The sequence below is a fragment of the Streptomyces sp. NPDC111516 genome, from assembly GCF_055635345.1.
Genome location: NZ_JBVKBV010000010.1, coordinates 239891 through 257515, shown reverse-complemented (window position 1 = coordinate 257515; position 17625 = coordinate 239891). Strand labels below are relative to the sequence as shown.

Annotated in this window: 14 protein-coding genes; 4 read left to right on the top strand and 10 right to left on the bottom strand. The window is 71.1% G+C overall.

Annotation, left to right across the window (positions count from 1 at the left end):
• Nucleotides 1–214 precede the first annotated feature (214 nt).
• Together ACZ7L9_RS21240 and ACZ7L9_RS21235 are read right to left on the bottom strand one after the other, a co-directional pair.
• On the bottom strand, nucleotides 215–1474 hold the full coding sequence (locus ACZ7L9_RS21240; RefSeq protein WP_471416931.1) for a Gfo/Idh/MocA family protein: 1260 nt from the start codon (nucleotides 1472–1474) through the stop codon (nucleotides 215–217).
• Between the two features lie 258 nt (nucleotides 1475–1732).
• On the bottom strand, nucleotides 1733–2896 hold the full coding sequence (locus ACZ7L9_RS21235) for an ROK family transcriptional regulator (protein WP_471416929.1): 1164 nt from the start codon (nucleotides 2894–2896) through the stop codon (nucleotides 1733–1735).
• A gap of 230 nt (nucleotides 2897–3126) precedes the next feature.
• Between ACZ7L9_RS21235 and ACZ7L9_RS21230 the strand changes: the two genes are divergently transcribed.
• From ACZ7L9_RS21230 to ACZ7L9_RS21220, 3 genes are read left to right on the top strand one after another with little or no spacing between them, the layout of a single operon-like run.
• Nucleotides 3127–5634, top strand: a complete 2508-nt coding sequence (locus ACZ7L9_RS21230) for an NHL repeat-containing protein (protein WP_471416927.1) — start codon at nucleotides 3127–3129, stop codon at nucleotides 5632–5634.
• Between the two features lie 56 nt (nucleotides 5635–5690).
• Nucleotides 5691–6029: an SDR family oxidoreductase gene (locus ACZ7L9_RS21225; RefSeq protein WP_471416925.1), complete on the top strand. Its 339-nt coding sequence runs from the start codon at nucleotides 5691–5693 to the stop codon at nucleotides 6027–6029.
• 30 nt (nucleotides 6030–6059) lie between these two features.
• Nucleotides 6060–7001, top strand: coding sequence for a GNAT family N-acetyltransferase (locus ACZ7L9_RS21220; RefSeq protein WP_471416923.1), 942 nt, complete (start codon nucleotides 6060–6062; stop codon nucleotides 6999–7001).
• Nucleotides 7002–7608: 607 nt separating this feature from the next.
• Here ACZ7L9_RS21220 and ACZ7L9_RS21215 read toward each other — a convergent pair.
• The 4 genes from ACZ7L9_RS21215 to ACZ7L9_RS21200 all read right to left on the bottom strand — a co-directional run bounded on the left by ACZ7L9_RS21215 (nucleotide 7609) and on the right by ACZ7L9_RS21200 (nucleotide 13865).
• Entirely contained in the window at nucleotides 7609–11718 is a 4110-nt protein-coding gene (locus ACZ7L9_RS21215) for an nSTAND1 domain-containing NTPase (RefSeq protein WP_471416921.1), read from the bottom strand.
• A complete protein-coding gene (locus tag ACZ7L9_RS21210; protein WP_471416919.1) occupies nucleotides 11715–12056 on the bottom strand; it encodes a hypothetical protein in 342 nt (113 codons plus the stop codon). Before ACZ7L9_RS21210 ends, ACZ7L9_RS21215 begins: the two co-directional genes overlap by 4 nt.
• A gap of 386 nt (nucleotides 12057–12442) precedes the next feature.
• Nucleotides 12443–13237, bottom strand: a complete 795-nt coding sequence (locus tag ACZ7L9_RS21205) for a maleylpyruvate isomerase family mycothiol-dependent enzyme (RefSeq protein WP_471416917.1) — start codon at nucleotides 13235–13237, stop codon at nucleotides 12443–12445.
• Nucleotides 13194–13865 carry a TetR/AcrR family transcriptional regulator gene (locus tag ACZ7L9_RS21200; RefSeq protein WP_471416915.1) on the bottom strand — a complete coding sequence of 224 codons (672 nt, stop codon included), beginning with the start codon at nucleotides 13863–13865 and terminating at the stop codon, nucleotides 13194–13196. The genes ACZ7L9_RS21205 and ACZ7L9_RS21200 overlap by 44 nt, the downstream gene beginning before the upstream one ends.
• Before the next feature lie 77 nt (nucleotides 13866–13942).
• On the opposite strand from ACZ7L9_RS21200, the gene ACZ7L9_RS21195 reads away from it, so the two are divergent.
• Complete coding sequence (locus ACZ7L9_RS21195) at nucleotides 13943–14170, top strand: polysaccharide deacetylase family protein (RefSeq protein ID WP_471416913.1); 228 nt, start codon at nucleotides 13943–13945, stop codon at nucleotides 14168–14170.
• Here ACZ7L9_RS21195 and ACZ7L9_RS21190 read toward each other — a convergent pair.
• From ACZ7L9_RS21190 to ACZ7L9_RS21175, 4 genes are all read right to left on the bottom strand, one after another.
• On the bottom strand, nucleotides 14167–14319 hold the full coding sequence (locus ACZ7L9_RS21190) for a hypothetical protein (RefSeq protein ID WP_471416911.1): 153 nt from the start codon (nucleotides 14317–14319) through the stop codon (nucleotides 14167–14169). The two genes, ACZ7L9_RS21195 and ACZ7L9_RS21190, sit on opposite strands and share 4 nt — an antisense overlap.
• A 420-nt stretch (nucleotides 14320–14739) precedes the next feature.
• A complete protein-coding gene (locus ACZ7L9_RS21185) occupies nucleotides 14740–16869 on the bottom strand; it encodes a BTAD domain-containing putative transcriptional regulator (protein ID WP_471416909.1) in 2130 nt (709 codons plus the stop codon).
• A gap of 69 nt (nucleotides 16870–16938) precedes the next feature.
• Nucleotides 16939–17070: a hypothetical protein gene (locus tag ACZ7L9_RS21180; RefSeq protein WP_471416907.1), complete on the bottom strand. Its 132-nt coding sequence runs from the start codon at nucleotides 17068–17070 to the stop codon at nucleotides 16939–16941.
• Nucleotides 17071–17073: 3 nt separating this feature from the next.
• Nucleotides 17074–17619, bottom strand: a complete 546-nt coding sequence (locus ACZ7L9_RS21175; protein WP_471416905.1) for a DUF3558 family protein — start codon at nucleotides 17617–17619, stop codon at nucleotides 17074–17076.
• Between the last annotated feature and the right edge of the window lie 6 nt (nucleotides 17620–17625).

Genomic DNA, 17625 nt, shown 5'->3' with positions numbered 1-17625 from the left:
TTGGCCTCGTCGAAGATGACCGGGTAGGTCCACATGGTGACGGTGTTGCCGTCGCTGCCGCTGCCGGAGCAGCCGGCCAGCACACCGGCGGCGAGGGCAGCTGAGAGCAGCGGCACGGTGACGGCACGGGGTCTCGGCCGGCGACGGGCGATACGGAACATGAGCGGAAACCTCCTGGGGATGAGCGGGGAACGGTGTTGTTCGGCGGCGTGAATCAGCGCACCGGCACGCTCTGTACGGAGCCGGTGAGGCGGGCGCGTTCGGCGGCGAAGGCCGCCAGGTGGCTGCCGAGCGTGGCCTTGGTGCCGGAGCGGACCGCGGCCGGGTCGCCGGTGGCGACGGCGTGGACGAAGGCATCAACCAACGCCGTGTCTCCGCCGCCGTGTCCCTCGGCGGCGTTGGAACCTCTCGTGTCGACCTCGTGGACGGTGACCTCGTCGGTGCGGAAGTCGTGGACGGTGACGCGCTTGCCGTCGCCGCGCAGCCAGCCGTGCGAGCCGAAGATCCGTGTCTGGCGGTCGGTCTGTTCGGTGAAGGCGACCATGGTGAACGTCGCGGTCATGCCGCCGGACAGCTGCATGGCGAGGACCTGGTGGTCGACCACGTCGTTGTCGACGCGGTAGGCGCACAGGCCGTACGGGCCTTCGCGCAGCGCGGTCAGCAGCTCCGTCTCGTCCGTGGAGTCCGTGACATGGGTGACCGGCCAGACGGAGCCGTGCTCGCGCAGCGTCGGCATGTACAGCTTGAGTGCGGAGTAGGGGCAGCCGTCCTCGACGACGCAGTCCAGGCAGCGCTCCGCGGCACCGGCCGGGGCGTTCTCGGGCCGGAAGTGCTTGAGCCCACCGAAGCTGGCGACCTGCTCGATGCGCTCCCCGGTGACGTAGGAGATCCAGTCCAGGTCGTGGCAGGACTTGGCGAGCAGCATCGGCGAGGACGCCCGCTCACTGCGCCAGGGCCCGCGGACGTAGGAGTGCGCGTAGTGCCACCAGCCGACGGGCTCCAGGTGCTCGACGCTGACGAGTTCGCCCAGCACGCCCGAGCCGACAACCTCCTTCACCAGGTCGGTGTAGGGGGTGTAGCGCAGGACATGGCAGACGGCGAAGAGTACGCCCGCCTTCTCCACGCCCTCGATGAGGGTGCGGGTCTCGGCCTCGCTGGGCGCCAGTGGCTTCTCGGCGAGGATCGCGTACCCGGCCCGCGCCAGCGCCAGGACGGGCTCGACGTGATTGCGGTCCTGGGTGGCGACGATGACGGCGTCGGCGATGGCGTCCCCCTCGACGAGCGGCCGCCAGTCGTCGAACTCGAGCTCCGCCCCGGCCGCGGCGCGGGCCGCCGGCCGGGGATCGGCCACGGCCACGAGGCGGGCGCGTTCGGGGTGGGCTTTGATCCACGCGGCATAGGTGAGGCCGCGGTTGCCGGCGCCGACGAGAGCCACGCGGACGGGCCGATCGGATATCGGAAGGTGCATGGACATTCCCAAGAGCTCCCTGGAGGTGAAGGAGAGGCACGCGACGGACAAGGCGTACGGTCGGGTCGGGAGGCGTCTCCCGCGGCGATGCCTGGACGCGGAGCCGTCAACGGTTATCGGGTGCGGAGAACTGACAGGGGCCGGCTGCCGATGCATACGGCGCCTACCGGGGCCGCCTGAAAGCCGGAAGGCGGACCGCGCAGTGGTCTCTGCGATCCGGAACACGGGCTGCCCGGGGCGATGACGGGGGTCCGGAACGGCCGTTCACGGGCGCGCCGCCGTGGGCCGCCGGTTGTGCGCGAGATACGTCGTCTCGACGTGCTCGACGGCTCGACAGATCGCACCGAGCGCGACCCGGTCGTCGCCGAGCGAGGACGGCTGGAGATCGGGGACCCGGATGCACAGCGGCTCCAGACGGATACGGAGGCGGGGGAGCAGGACGTCGGCTGACTGGGCCAGTCCCCCGCCCAGCACGACCCGTTGCGGGTCGATGGTCAGCACCATGGCCGCGAGGCCGAGGGCCACGTCGCTGGCGTAGCGGTCGACGGCGCGCACGGCGACGGTGTCGCCCCGGCGGGCGGCGGCCAGCACATGGGCGGCGGCGTTCCGCGGGGGTACGTCGGACGGGACGGCGGGACAACACGCCAGGCGGGTGGCGGCGGTCGCCCAGGGGGTGACGGGGAAGCTGCCGATCTCGCCCGCCGCGCCGCCGTATCCCCGGTGCACCCGGCCGCCGATGATCAGCGCCGCGCTGAGGCCGAGACCGGCGTGGATGTAGACGGCGTCCTCGATGTCCCGTGCCGCACCGAGGCGTTGCTCGGCGAGTGCGGCCAGCCGGGTGTCGTTGTCCACCAGGACCGCCCCGGCGCAGCGTTCGTCCAGGTGCTCGGCGAGCCGTACACCGGTCCAGTCGGCGGCCGCTCCCGCGAGTACGACGTCTCCCTCCGGGCCGACGACGCCGGTGGTGCCGGCGCTGATCGTCCAGATCCGGTGGGCGTCGATTCCCGCGTCGTCCAGGCACTCGGTCATCACGTCGCCGATGACGGCAAGCCGGTCGGCGCGCCGGATGTCCGGCGGCACCGTTCGGCGGGCCGTGGTGACGACCGTGCCGCAGAGGTCGGCGAGCACGGCGAGGACGCTGTGGGCGCCGATGTCCAGCCCGAAGACGTAACCGGACTCGGCCCGGAACCGGTAACGGCGGGCCGGCCGCCCCACCGCGCCGGGCGCGGGCGGGACTTCGGCCGCCCACCCCTGGTCGGTCAGCTCGGTGGCGAGGTCCTCCGCCGAGGCGCGGGAGAGACCGGTGAGCGTGGCCAGCTCGGTCAGCGTCACCGGCGCGCCGGCACTTCTCAGCGCCTGCAGCGCGCCGAACGCGTTGAGCCGATGCAGCTGCGCCAAGTCACCGCCGGCGGGTCGGAATGCGTCCATGTACTCCTCTTGACGTCGTTTCAGCCGTAGGGATTAATCAGAGAGTCCACGAAAATATTGCGATGGTCAAGCGCCAGGAGGACGCTGAGGCCGCTCAAGTCCGGGGAAAAAACGCCCACTTATTGGGAAGACTCTCATAACTTGGAGGGACCACGGTGCCCCGAAAACGCCCTAGACCACTCCTCATCCTGCTGCTCGCCCTGACCGTTCTGGTCGCGGGTCCTGCACCCTTGGCCGCGGCCCGGGGAGGTGGCGGCACCAGTAAATCGGCACTGGACCGGACGTGGTTCGGCCCCGAGGCCGACCTCGGCGTCCAGCAGGAAACGGTCTCCATCAACGATGCCGTGGTGGGCACGGAGGACGGCCGCCCCACGATGTACGCGACGGTGTCCGCCGAGAACGCGATCTTCAACGTCATCGACATCCGGGACAACCGGCTGCTGCGCTCGTTCACGCTGCCTGGCGTGCAGCAGTCCTGGCGGCATGCGATCGGCCCCGACGGCACCGTCTACATCGCCGCCATCACGGGCGGCCAGACGGGAGAGCTGTGGAGCTACAGCCCGGCCGACAAGGAAGTGCGCAAGCTCGGCACCGTTCCGGGCGAGAAGTCGCTGTGGTCGATGACCACGGACCCGGAGGGCAATGTCTGGATCGGCACCTTCCCCAACGGCAAGGTGTTCAGATACGACCCGCAGAGCAAAAACTTCCACGACTACGGGCAGATGGTGCCCGGCCAGCAGTACGTGCGCTCCATCGCCTACCACGACGGATCCGTCTACGCGGGCGTGGGCTCCGTCGGTGACGTCATCCGGCTCGACGCCGCCACCGGTACGAAGACGAAGATCTCCGGCCAGGTTCCGGCGCTCCTCGGAGTGGAGTCCCAGGAGGTGCCCTTCGCCTACGACATGGCGGTCGTCGACGGCTGGCTGTTCGTCAAGTTCGCCGACCCGCAGATGAAGCTGCTCTTCTACGACCTCGACGCCGGCAAGTGGAGCGACAAGTCCGTCGGCAAGAACACGCCTTCCGACGCGGGGGCCTTCTCCTTCAACCAGCTTCAGTCGCGGGACGGGAAGGTGTACGTCACCAACAACCGCGAGTTGTACGAGATCGACACGGCGACGCTGGAGTCCCGCTCGACCGGAATCGCCTTCGGTACCTCGCTGCGCGGTGCCGCCTGGATACCGCTCAATGATCCGGACCTCCCCGGGACCTCGCTCGTCACCCTGCAGTCGGGCGGCAGAATCACCGCTTTCGACATCACGTCACGGCGGAGCAAGGCGCTGCCCTCGGTGGTGCAGGGCGCGCCGAACCCGCTGCACAACCTGGAGGCGGCGCCGGACGGCACGCTGTTCATGAGCGGCTACCCCGGCGGCACCGGGTCCCGATTCGACCCGCGCACCGGCCGCACCACCCGCTTCCCGATGGGCCAGGCCGAGGGCATGGCGGGCCTGGGCGACACGATGTACTTCGGCATCTACCCCGGAGGCATCATCTCCTCGGCGAAGCTGGACGCGGCGGCCCCGGCCGTCTCCGAGAAGTTCCGTCTCGGCTCCGAACAGGACCGGCCGTACGTGATGAAGGCCCACGACGGGAAGCTGCTCATCGGCTCCATCCCCGACTACGGAAAGCTCGGCGGCGCGCTGACCATCTACGACCCCGGCACCGGGGAGAAGAAGACCTACCCCGACATCGTCCACAACCAGAGCGTCGCCGGGCTCGCCCAGCGCGGCGGACGGATCTACGGCTCCACCACCGTCCACGGCGGTCTGGGGACCGCCGCCACTGAGTCCGAGGCCAAGATGTTCGTCTGGGATGTCGCCGGCGAACGCAAGGTCAAGGAGTTCACTCTCGACCTCCCCGGCCTCGACAGCCCGAAGATGATCAGCGGTCTCAGCTTCGGCCGCGACGGCCTGCTGTGGGGCGCGGCCGACGGATTCCTGTTCGCGATGGACCCGGACACCCTCCAGGTCGTCAAGTACAAGAACGTCTACCCCGAGGTGAAGAACTACGGCATGTGGCGGCCGGTCTACCTCCGCTGGAGCGCCGACGGCCTGCTGTACACCACCCTGGCCGGCAAGCTCACCGTTGTGGACCCCAAGACCATGGACCACGTGACGCTCGGCGACTACCACGAGGAGGTCGCCTTCATGACCCTGGCCCGGGACGCCGACGGCCACGAGAACATCTACTTCCTCGGCAAGACGGCGGAGTCCCGGCTGCGGATGATCCCGGTGCGCCACGGCCTGGCCGGCGCCGTGGCCGTCGACAACGCCGGCTTCGAGGTGGCGCCGCTGGACGACGGCACCGTCCCAGGGTGGCAGGGCGGTGGCACCCTGTTCACCCTCTCCCAAGAGCGGGCGTACACCGGCAGACGCAGCATGAAGATCGTCGATGCGGCCCGGAGCGGCCCCGAGTCGTCGGCGGAGCTGAGCAGTGAGCCGGTGCCGGCTGCCGCGGGGGCGTACTACCGGGCCCGTGCCAAGGTATACATCGAGGACGGAAGCACCGACGATTCGGTGCTGCTGCTGAGCTTCCTCGACAGGGCCGGCCGGCCGGTCGGCCGGATGGCGAGCGCACCGCTCCGCAGCGCGGACCAGCGGCGCTGGATCGACGCGCAGGCGAGTGGTACGGCTCCGCCTGGTACGGCGTCGGTCCGCGTCTCGCTGTACTCGTCCGCGTGGAACCTCATGACCGGATACGTCGACGCGGTGAGCCTTCAACAGACCAGGCGTGGGTGACACCCACGCGCGGACACCAGGCCACGGCGACCGTACGCCGTGGCCCGGTGTCGTCGATGCGGAGCTCAGCCCACGCCGTCGAACTCGCACCGCGCGGCATCACCGCCAACACCCTCGCACTCGGCACGGTCCGGACCCCGATCCACGGCGCGTTCCCCTTCGACCGCGATGCGTTCGAGACGGCCTACCGGGAGCGTATTCCGCTTGGCTGCTACTCGGTGCCCGACGAGCACGTGGGCGCGCTGCTGCTGCTCGCCTCGGACGCCGGGCGTACATCAACGAGGCCCGGATCGTCGTGGACGGCGGAGTGCTCGCCGAACAGATGCACCAGATGCGCTTCATCTGTCCCGCCGCGTACGCGGCGTACGACTCTCAGCTCTGCCACCCTTTGGTGACCGGGTCAGCACAGAAGGAAACTTGACGCCATGACACACACCTTGCGCACCCTCACCCCGGCCGACGAGGCAGCCGTGCACGCGCTATGGGCGATCTGCTTCGACGCCCCGCACCTCCCGGCGCTGCACGCCCTGGACCCCGACCGCCACCGGCGGACCTTCGTGGCCGCGCGCGGTGACACGGTCGACGCCGTCGTCTGCTACGTGCCGCGGCAGCTCCGCGACGCCCGCGGCCGGGTCGAACGGGTGGGCGGTATCGGCAATGTCGCCACCCGCCCCGAGGCACGGGGCCAGGGCCTGGTTCGCCGGCTGCTCACCATTGCCGTCGAGGCCATGACCGCCGAGTCCTGCACATGGTCCCTGCTGTTCACGGCCACTCCAGGGGTCTACGAGCGCTCGGGCTGGACCGGCTTCCGCACCTCCTGGGCTGAGGGCCCGCTCACCACTGTTGGCCCACCCGAGCCCCGCTTCCGCATCCGTGCGGCAACCCCGACCGACGCCCCGCGGCTGGCAGAACTGCACGCCGGATTCAACGCCGCACGCCCACTCACCGCGGTGCGGACGGCCAACGACTGGATCCACCGCGTGCCCGCCTGGTACGGCCCCGGCGCCGAATGGCTCATCGCCGAGGACAACGGAGGGACGGCGGTCGGCTACACCGTGACCCAGCACATCGGCGAGGCCGTCGAGGTCCGCGAGTGCGCGGTGACGGAAGCCGCACCGGCGGCCCTCGGTGAGTTGCTCGCTGCGGTGGCCCGCCGGGCCCGTGCGGCGGGCGCCGCAGTCGGCCGGGCCCACCTCCCCGAGGACCCAGCCGTCCGCGCTGCCCTGCCCCGGCTTCTCGCCCAGGATCAGGCCCGGGAGCGGACGCAGACGGTGGGTATGGCCCGCCCGCTCCTTGCCCCGCCGAAGGCGATACGCGCCACGCTGCAGGCCACGGGAGCAACCCACTGGCATGGCGACTCGTTCTGAGCCAACAGTCCCAGGGCCCGATGTGTTTGCCTGCCGTCCACTCAGCAGGGCACGTCACCGGGACCTCGGCCAGAACCGGGCGCACTTCGACCTGAGCCCCGTGGGTTCAGTGCCTGCTTTCGATCCCGGGTTTTGAGTGGCTTTGTGCCCTGGGTGTTCTGTCCGGGGAGGTCGGGCAGGCTGCGGAGCGTGCGTGCGAGGGGTGTGGGAGCCGGCTTTGGCCGAGTGCTCCGCCTCGGGCGAGGTTCTGCTCTACGGCGTGTCGTTCCAGGCATCCCGGTACGTCGGGTGCTTGGGCCCTCCCCGCGTGAAGCGCCGCAGGACCTGCTCGGCTTCCGCGGTGCGTGGCCCGGCTCTCTCCTCTGAAGAACCGGCACATCAACGTCATGGGCCAATACCAGTTCAACTTCGCGGCCAGGGGCCTGGCGAGAGGCTGCGCCGTCCCTGCGACCCGGACGGGTCGAACTGGACGACGGTGGCGGGGAGGACTGACCGCGAGGATGTGGCTCAGGGCACCACAGCGTGCGTCCCGGGCCGCTATCGGTCCGTCATATGTCGTGAGGCGTCACCTCAGCCAGGGCGTGCCGTGGCAAGTACACCTGGTGCGTTAGTGGCATGGGGGTCGGTATGGCCTGCCGGGCAGGTAGTGCTCCCATTGCTGCCGGGTGATCGGATCGCCGGCAGCGGTACAGAGGGTGGTGAGGATACGTTCCGGGTCGCTGTCCCAGAGATCGATTCCCTTGTCGGCGGTGATGGCGAGGACACGGCCGTCGGGGCTGAACGCGAGCGATCCCCATAGGGCGATGCTGTCCCTGCCGGGCAAGTAGTACTCGCGCTGTGGGGAGTCCGGGTCGGATATGTTCCAGACCTCGGGGCGTCCTCTGGAGCCCTCGCCGTCGCGGGGCGATGCGATGAACGCGAGGCGTGTACTGTCCGGGCTGAATGCCAGGTCTAGGAGGACCAAGCCCTCGGCGGGCACGTTCATGGGATCGCCGACCAGCCTTTGGTGCTCGATGCGCCTCAGGCGCAGAGCCCCGCCGTAGGCGAGTGCGAGCAGTTTTCCGTCGGGGCTCAGGGCGTACCGCATGGACCCGGCATCCGCGGGCAGCGGGAACCGCCACAGCTCGGTCGGCCGGGTGGGGTCGGTGACGTCCCAGCCGTACAACTGGCGGGCCCCGTCGGACTGGTTTCCTGGTGCCCCGTTCAAGATGCCCTGCGCGAAGAGTGTGGCGCCGTCCGGTGAGAAGGACTGGTAGTAGGCGTCGGTCGGAAACTGGCTGAGCTTCCGGGGGTGTCGGGGGTCGCTGATGTCATACAGCCGCAGAGTGGATTGCCTGGACTTGGGTTCTGCTCCGGCGTGGGTATCGGCCACGGCGAGAATCGGTTTGGTGGGGTGGAACACCAAGTTGGCCACGCCGTTCGCGATGTCGTCGATCGTGCCCAGCACCGGCGCGCCGGGGGCGTTCGTATCACGCAGGCGGACGGCGATGCTCCGGTCGTCGGTCAGTTCTCCCGCTGCGAGGATCGCGCCGTCCGGACTGAGGTCGACGTCGGTGGCGAACGACTGGTCCGGGCTGGGGATGGTGGCCATCAGCTTCGGGTGCGTCGCGTCGGTGACGTCCCATAAGCTGTTCGAGCGCACGTTCTGCATCGCGATGAGCTGCCGTCGGCCATCGGATCGGTACGCGAGGCCGGATCCGGGGAACGGCTCCGTCCGCAGGGATCCCAACGCCCCGGGTCGATCGGGGTTGGCGAGGTTCCAGACGTACAATCCGTTCCCGGTGGCCTGCAACAGACGCTTGCCGTCGCTGGGGTCGAACACGACCGGTCCGTACTTCAGCTGCGTGTCATCCGCCGATGACGACGCGCCCAGCGAAACCACTCCGGGAGCGGGGTCGGTCGCGTATGTCAGGACGTGCCACTTCCCGGCGCATACCGTGACGAAGTGGTTGCTCGACGGGCTGAAGGCCACGGAATCCATGCCCTTGGTGCAAGCTGAGGGCAACCGGGAGTCGTGAGGGTCCTCGTCCGCGTACGGAATCCGGGTGGACGCACGCGGGTCGTCGAGCCGCCAGAGGTTCGGGCTGTACCGGACGCCCGGCGTGGCCAGCAGCGTGCCGGACGGGTCGAAGGACACCCGATGCAACGGCGTCTTCGGGTCGGGCTGCGTGCCGCCGGTGGATTGCGGCGATTCATCGAAGGCCTTGAGAGGCACGGGGCGGGCTTTGTCGGACGCCGCCCAGAGCTGGACCCTTCCGTCCACGCCGGCGCTGGCGAGCAGGTCACGCCTCGGTGATACGGCCAGCGAGTCCACCGGGGCGGAATGGGCGGTCAGGGTGGGCAAGGCCACGGGTCTGGCGGGATCCGCGAGGTCCCACACGAGGATCCCACCGGTGGATGTGCCCGCGTACAGGAAGCGGCCCGACGTGTCCAGGACGAGTGCGGTGACCGCGCTCGTCGGGTTCAGCGCCGCGAACTCGCTCGGGTGGGCGGGGTCAGTGACGTCCCACAACCGGAGCACCGTCGACGCACCCCCGGCCGGAGCGTCCGGCGCCGCCGTCGGGGCCGCGGTGCGGTCGGCAGCCACCAGGAGCGTGCCGTCGTGGTTCAAGGCGATCAGAGCGGTCCGCAGCCCACTCACCCGTCCCGGTTCGGGAACGTCGCGGGCACGGAGGACGACGGCGTCGCCGGTGGCGATCGCCAGGACCCGGCCATCGGCGCTGTGCACGAGGTCGGCGGCGGGTTCGCCGTCGTTGATCACACCGGGGGTGCTCTGACTATTCAGTACCGCGCCCCACCCGGCCTCCCGGTAGTTCCGGTAGGAGAGCAGGCTCAACTGTTTGGCCAGGCCGGGGTGCGTCGTGCGCAGAGTCTCCGCTTCGGCCGCGAGGTACCGAGCCAGGTCACGGTTCTGGGCTTGCGCAGCCTGCCGCTGGAACATCACGGAGCCCGCCAGGCCCACCGAGGCCAGCAGGGCCAACACGGTGAGAATGGCGACGGCGAGCCGCCGACGGCGGACCCCTCGACGCTCGTGATGCCGAGAGGCGCTCAGGAATTCCGCCGGTACGGGCTCCAGGTCCGCGGCACCGCTCGGGGCTTCGGCGGCCCGACCGCGCACCGCGGCCAGACGGCTTCCGCGATAGAGCAAGGAGGGATCGCGGCCCGATCCGTCCCACGCCTCAGCGTCGTCGGCGAGTTGCTGGCGGACGGCCAGCCAGTCACGGTCGGCGGCGATCCACTCCTGGAGCCGGGGCCAGGTGCGGAGCAGTACTTCGTGGCTGATGCGGGTGGTGTCACGATCGAGGGTGATCCGACGGGCCTCGGCGAGCCGCTCGACCGCCCGCTGCGCGGCCTGCGCGTCGGGCAGTCCGTGCAGCAGAACAGTACGATCCGCGGGGCGGGCGGTGTGGGCGGAATCCTGGCCCACCCGCACCAGCCGGGGCAGGATGCGCCGTACGGCTTTCCGGCCGGGCTCGTCGAGTTCGCCGTAGACCTGCTCGGCCGTGGTCGCGATCGCCAGTGAGATCCCGCCGACGGCGCGGTAGCCGGCGAGGGTCAGCCGTGATCCCATGCGTCGGCGCCAGGTCGCCCACATCACGTGGGACAGCAGCGGCAGTGCTCCCGTCGCCGCCCGGTCGTCGTCACCCGCGCCGAGCTCATGCAGGATCACGTCGGCCAGACCATCGTCCAGCGCCAGTCCGGCAGCAGCGGCCGGACGTTCGATGGCGGCACGCAGTTCGTCGGAACTCAACGGCTCGACCAGCAGTTGCCCGTCGCGCAGCGCCGCGAGCAGTTCCGGATGCGCGGCTGCCTCGCCGTAGAAGTCCGCCCGGAGCGCGAGCACCACCAGCCCGCGCGGCGAACCATCGGCACGCGGCGACCCGATCGCGGTCAAGGCCGCGAGGAATGCGGCACGCTCGGCCGGATCCGGGCAGAGCGTGAACAGCTCCTCGAGCTGATCCACCAGCGTGATCAACCGCTGGCCCGGCCGGTCGACCAGCAGGCTGTCGACCAGATCGACCGCCCGACGCGGATCTTCGCGCAACCGGTCGGGTGCGCGGGGCGTCGCCGCGCCGAGCTGCGCGGCGAGCCTGCGCAGTGGGTTGGTACCAGGGGTGAGGCGCACGACGGGCCAGCTCGCCGCTCCCGGCGACCCCGGCAGCCCGCCGTTGCGCACGGCGGCCAGCAGCCCGGCGTTGAGCAGGGAAGTCTTGCCCGATCCGGACGGGCCGACCAGCACCCGCGGCCCCGGCCACGGCCACCCGACGTTGCCGGCGGACTCGGCCAGCGCGGCGACGATCTCGCCGGTCATCCGCTCGCGTCCGAAGAACACGTCGGCGTCGTCGATCCCGTACGCGTCCAGGCCCGGATAGGGACAGCGCCCCGGGTGCTGCGGCTCCTGAACCGGCTCCGCCTGCGCCGATACCACGGGGTTCGGCACGATGACCAGGTGGCCGGAGCGGTCTCCCGACTGTCTTCGCGGCCACGGCCGTTGCGAGTCCCGCATCGCTCGGAACACCGCGTCGTACACCGCGTCGAGGGTCAGCAGACGCGGCCCGCGCGGGTCACCGTGCGTCAAGAATTCGATGAGCGCCCCGGTGAACGCGGTGTGCGTGGCGTCCTCCGGGGCGAGCGCGAGTTGTTCCGCGGACCCGATCAGGTAGATCCCGTGCGCGGGCGCCATCGCGAACGCGGGGTCGGATGCCCCACCGTTCAACGACACTCGCCCGGAGAAACAGCAGTCGAGGACGACCACGACCGACGACGCACGGCTGGCGGCAAGCGCCTGCCGCAGCGAAGCAAACGACAACGGTGCTCCGCCAAACCCGGAACGAGCCGGTCAGTGCCGCTGGCCGCCAGATACAACTCACCATCCGGCCCGATCAGGCCGTGCCCGATGAAGTAGACCAGCAGCACCGTCTCCGCGCGCTGGGCCTCCTCGGCGACGGCCAACGCCATGGCCTGCGCGTCTGGTGGATCGAGCACCAGGCGCAGCTGACGCACCCCGCAGCGTTCACGCAGAACGGTCTGCAGATCCTCGAAGGTGCGCGCCACCGAAGGCACCGACGGCAGGCCGGGACCGTCATGCGTGGCCGGCGGGCAGGAGCGCCAGTCCGCCGATCGTCGCGGCGGAGTGCCACACGACTGCGGACTGGGCCCGGTCGACACACTCCCCCTCACCAACCCGTGCCCGAGACGAACGTTGGCAGATGCGGCCCTAGCTGCGACGGAAGGTGCCGTCGTCGTCGACGTCTTCGGCGTACCCGGAGAAATCGGAGTGGGCGATGAAGAGAGTGGACGCCATTGCCGGACCTTCACCCGGACAGCCCAACGAGGCGCTCTGGTCCTTCCGCCGCCCGTGCCGACTGAACCGCCCGGCCCGCCGCGCCGGGCCGGGGACGCCCGCCTCCGGCCTGCGGCGTGTGCTCGGGCGCCCCCGTTCAGAAGACAATCCTGGCCCGGCGGGCGGCCGCGAGAGCCGGCTCCGCTCCGGACACCAGCTCCAGCTGCACACCGTCATCGCGGCCGGCCAGGGCACGCATGTAGGCCACTGCGTCCGCCCGGACGACCGCCGTCGGCTCGCCCGAGCCGATCAGCCACGCGCCGCCCGCAGGACCGGTGAGCTCCAGCCCGATGGGAGCCTCCGACCAGGCCAGGGCCAGGTCGCGGACGACTTCTTCGACGATGTGCCGGTCGTGGTCGCCCACGGCGTCGGGCTGTCCCGTGGCCCGGGCCAGGTCGATGCGGTGCATCCACAGATCGCGGTTGTAGACGGTGTCGAGCAGGTAGCCGACGGACATCCGCGGCGCCCCCGGCATACCGCTGTCGACCTTGGCGCGCCGCATCAGGCCCGGACGGCGTCGGCGGGCCGCTACGGCGCGGGGCCACAGCAGCGCGAACTGTGCGACCAGCGCCTGTCCCGACGCGTCGGCATGGTCGGCGACCTGGGCTGCCATGTGGGCGTCCACCGAGCCCTTGTCGGGGTGGCGCCGCCGTCCCGCGATCTCCCGGCGCAGCATGGTGGGCAGGCTGATGTTGTCCTCGCACTGGGCGACGAGGTGGGAGACCAGGGTGCGCACGTCCCATTCCACGCAGTCGGTGGGACGTCGCCAGTCCTCGTCCCCGAGCTTTTCGAGCACGTCCAGAGCTGCCCGGCCTTGTGCCTCGGCCACCACGGCCGACTGGTCGCGGTCAGTCTGCGGCAGGCGCGCGGCCTCCCCATAGGTCTGAGCCATCGGACTCGCCCTCCTCCGGGGCGTAGAAGCGGAAGAACATGTCCACTGCCGTCCGCGTGAGCCGGGTGAAACGGCCCTCTTCGGCCTGCGCGGACGGTTCATTGGCGAGCTGCTGGCTGATCACGCCGGCCATCAAGGCCGTGTAGAGGGCCATGCCTTCATCGTCGGCGGCTGCGGGTGACAGTTGTCCGGCGTGCACAGCCGCTTGCAGTGCCGCCCGCAGGATCTCCAGCTGCTGCACCGCGGGCTCGAAGGCCTGGGGGGTCGGTTCGAATCCGGGTACGGGCCGCCAGTAGAGCAGCTGTGCCAGTACCGGATTGGCCATCGCCCAGGCGACGGTGGCCTGCTGGCCCGCCAGGATCGCGCTTCGCGGATCCTCGGACAGTCCGGCACGGTAGGGCTCCAGGACGCCGACCGCATCGCGCATGCCGCGCTCGAACAGGGCGTCATAGATGGCCATCTTCGATGGGAAGTACTGGTAGAGCGAGGGGGGACGCACTCCCACCCGCCGAGCGACCTCGGCCATGCTCAGCGCGGCCACACCCTCCACCGCCATGACGTCGAGCGCGGTGTCGAGGATCTCCTGCACGGTCTCCTTGCGCCGGCGCAGCCTCCGGTCGTGCCTCATGTCATTAAGACAACCTAATAGCCGTAGGGAAGTCAATACCCTGTCGGCCAAGTCCCGGCCGAGACAGGACCGGTGCCGTGGCGGCACCCCGCGCGGCCCGAGTGATGAGCCGTAGTCCGCTCTTCGAGATCGCCGACCACTCCTACGGCCACTACTGCTTCACCGGCAGCTGCCACTGGCTGCCGGTCCTGCCCGCGGAGCGGATGCGCTCCGACGTGGACCGCGCCTTCACAGCGCGCCACGCGGCGGGCGTGCCGCATCCGATGCCGTACTTCCGCTTCCCCGGCGGCTGCTACGACAACTAGGCCCTGCGCGCGATCAGTTCGCCCGGGTCACCGTGGTCCAGTGGGACGTCGTCAGCGGGAACGCGTTCGCGACGGACGCGAACTCCGTCGTACTGCTCGGGGCGCAGGCGCTCCCCGCGCTCCGGCCGGATGCCTTCGGACTCCAGCACGGCGGCAATCTCGCGGCAGGACAGCAGGAGCGAGCTCGTCGAGCATCTCCAGCACAAGCTGCCGCTTGGGCCGGTGAAGGTCACTGTCGGGGATCTTGCAGCGGGCCCACCGGCCCGCTGACTCGGGCCCCTCCCAGCTTCGCGCGCAGAAACAGCCGCCACGACAGCGGGCACGAGGCCTGTCCGAAGCGGCACCCAGGCGAGGTGCCGGCGTACCTGGGCCAGGGCTGCCGTGCGTCGCGTCCCCGTTTCTCCGTGCCGACCGCGGGATCGCTCATACTCCGCCGCCCGTTCTCAACAAGCCCGACAGGGTCGGCACTTGACCAGGAGACGGTCGCGGTCCGGCGACCGACCTTCGGTGCCGCCCGGAGCCTGGCGCGGAAGGCAAACCGTACGCCCCCGGGCTTCCAGCCCAGGCCGTCACGCCGTGGGGAAGGGGACGGGGCGGACATCGATCTCGTGCATGCGCTCGGCGTAGTCGCGGTAGCGGCGGCGGGCTTCGCCGTGCCGACCCGCCACGGAGAGTGCGGCGACCAGTCCGAGGTGGGCCGACTCGTCGTAGCCGTCCTCGCCGATCAGGCGCAGGTACCAGCCGGCTGCCGCGTCGCAGCGGTCCAGCCGCAGGCAGCGCCGGGCGAGGGTACGGACGACGTCGCGGTGCAGCTCGGCGAAGGCCGCGCGCGGGCGTTCGCTCCACTCCCCCGCGAGCTCGCCGTCGTCGCCGAAGTCACCGGTGTACATGCCGACGACCACTTCCAGGCGCGCCACCACGTCGACGCCGGCCGCCATGTCCCGGCTACCCTCGACCGCGGCGTCCGCCGCGATGGCCGCACGGGCCGCGTCGTGGAACCGGACCGTGTCCAGGACGACGTGCTCCGTGTTGAGCCGCACGCTGGAGGGGTCGGTGACCAGGAAGCGGTTGGCCGGATGCCGCCGCGCCGGGTCGAGGACCGCGCGCACCGTCGAAATCAGCACCGACAGGCGGCGGTTGGCCACCTCCGGAGGCGTCTGCGGCCACAACAGGGCGGCGAGCGCGGTCCGGGTGACCGGTCTTCCCAGCTGACCCGCCAGCACCTCGACGAGCTCACGTGCCTTCCGCGACTGCCATCCGGCCGGGGGCACGGGCGTTCCGGAGAGCAGTACCGCCAAGTGGCCCAGGGTCTGCACGGCAACCTCGGGGACCGGCGGCGGACCGATCGCCGCCAGCGGCCCGGCGATGTGCCAGACGTCGTCGCACACCCCCAGCCGGTGCAGCCGCTGCCAGGCGACGTCCTCGGACAGCCGGTCGCCCGCGTGGCGCGCCCGCAGCAGCGCGTTGGTGGCCAGCGCCACCTCGTTGCCCGTGTCGGCCCAGACCGCGGCCGCCTCCACCAGCCCGGCGGCACGGCGTGCGGTAGGGCGCCCCGACACCGCGACCGAATCACCCCGGTATGCGGCGAGCGCGGCGAGTTCCATCGCCTCGGCCAGCCCGGCCGGGTCGCGGCGGCGACCGGCCTCCGAGCGGACGTCTGCGGCGTACCGGGCGGCCGAGGCGGTGTCTCCGCTGCACAGTGCGACCCAGCCCGCGGCCAGCTCGCCGGTGACCGGCCCGGCGGCGCTCGGATGCGTGAGGGACAACTCCGCGTACCGCGCCGCCTCGGCCGGATCGTCGGCGTAGCAGGTGCGCGCCAGTCCCGCCCATGCCTGCGCCACGACCTGGGCGTTGCCGTCCGGCTCGGCCATCGCCACGGCCTCGCGGTAGGCCGCCGTCGCCTGCCAGGCGGAGCCCCGGGTCAGGTGCACCCGGGCGATCATCAACAGTCCGAACGCAGCCAGCGGTGAGCCCTCCCGCTGCCACAGGGTGAGCGCGCGGTCGGCGTCGGCGCGGGCGGACTTGAGATCGCTGAGCCCCAGCCAGGCCTCGGCGCGGTTGTGCAGGGCCAGTGCGAGCAGCGTCTGCTGGGGGACGCCCTCACCGAGGCGGAGCGCCTCGGTGAGGGCGACGACCGCCTCGCGCAGACGCCCCTCCTCGACCAGGCGGGAGCCGACGTTGGAGCGGATCCGCAACTGCAGGCCTACGTCCCCGGCGCGTTCGGCCGCCGCGAAGGCCCTGGCGTAGGCGTGTTCGTTGGCGGCACGGTCGCCCTCGCTGAAGGCGGCCAGAGCCTGGGCGAGGTAGGCCGCCGCCAGCGCAGCGTCGTCGCGGCTCTGCTCGGCAGCCCGCACCGCCGCGTCGGCGAGGCTCCGTGCCCGCGTCCGGTCACCACGGGCCCAGCATGCTGCCGACCGGCCGGCCAGCAGCTGGGCCTGGTCCGCGCCAGTGTCCCCGGCATCGGCGGCCGCTCGTTCGTACAGCGACCCGGCGCCCTCGAACTCGCCCCGCTGGTGGAGTACGCGGCCGAGCCGCCAGGCCAGTTCGGCAGGCAGCGGCGCGTCCGCCGGGAGAGTCGCGACATGCCGCAGCGCCTCGTTGTACTGCCCCTGTCGCAGGGCCGACTCCGCCAGTCGCGCGACGGTATCGGGGTCGCGCACCCGGTCAGCGCCCGCAGCCCCTCCCGCGCCGGTGGTCACCGCGTCAGGATACTCATGACGAAGACGGACGGGTCGGGTGGTTTCGGGAAGACTCACTCCCGGCGGGGGTCAACGCGCGTTCCCGGCAGGGTTCCTGGCGTGGGTTCCCGCGAGGTTCCCGGCGGGCTCGGAGATCCGGACCTCGCCGAGGTTCTCCGGAGCGTCGATCCGGTACTCGCCGGTGGAACGGGCGCGCACCACGGGTCAAATCCGGGTGGCCACACTTCGGGCCAGCTTCTCCAGTGGTGTGCGGTTCTCCGCCGGGTCGTTGAGGCGCACCAGGCGGATCGTCACCCACCGGTCGGACCTGCGGAGGAAGACCGCCTCGTCCTCGGCGTACGCCTCGTCGCCGACACCGGCCAGCGGCCTGAGCGTGTGTCCGAGGTCGCGTTCGATGTCGAGGTACTTCTTCGCACCGTCCCCGACGAAGATCTCCACCTGGGCCGTCGGCCCGGTGACGGGACCGGTGTAGGTGCAGGTCTCCCGTACCGGTGTCGCGGGGTCGAGCGCTGTACCGGCCAGCTTCTCGGCCTCCTGCCTCGTCACCAGGGCGCAGGGGTCGACGGCCGCCCCGCTCGGCGACGGCACCTCGGTGCTCTCCTCCGGAGTCCGGGTTGCCGGGGCCGGCTCGGCCGGCGAAGGGCCGGCGGCCGAGGACTGCCCGTGGCCGCCGCACCCGGACAGCGCGAGCACGGCGAGCACGACCAGGGGCACCAGTGGCGACAGCGGGTGGCTGCGGTTGCGGTACATCGGGAT

Coding starts and splice junctions, on each gene's coding strand:
- ACZ7L9_RS21220 (WP_471416923.1), top strand. CDS start 6,060: ATGACACACACCTTGCGCACCCTCACCCCGGCCGACGAGGCAGCCGTG.
- ACZ7L9_RS21205 (WP_471416917.1), bottom strand. CDS start 13,237: ATGGCTCAGACCTATGGGGAGGCCGCGCGCCTGCCGCAGACTGACCGC.
- ACZ7L9_RS21235 (WP_471416929.1), bottom strand. CDS start 2,896: ATGGACGCATTCCGACCCGCCGGCGGTGACTTGGCGCAGCTGCATCGG.
- ACZ7L9_RS21200 (WP_471416915.1), bottom strand. CDS start 13,865: ATGAGGCACGACCGGAGGCTGCGCCGGCGCAAGGAGACCGTGCAGGAG.
- ACZ7L9_RS21225 (WP_471416925.1), top strand. CDS start 5,691: ATGCGGAGCTCAGCCCACGCCGTCGAACTCGCACCGCGCGGCATCACC.
- ACZ7L9_RS21175 (WP_471416905.1), bottom strand. CDS start 17,619: ATGTACCGCAACCGCAGCCACCCGCTGTCGCCACTGGTGCCCCTGGTC.
- ACZ7L9_RS21240 (WP_471416931.1), bottom strand. CDS start 1,474: ATGTCCATGCACCTTCCGATATCCGATCGGCCCGTCCGCGTGGCTCTC.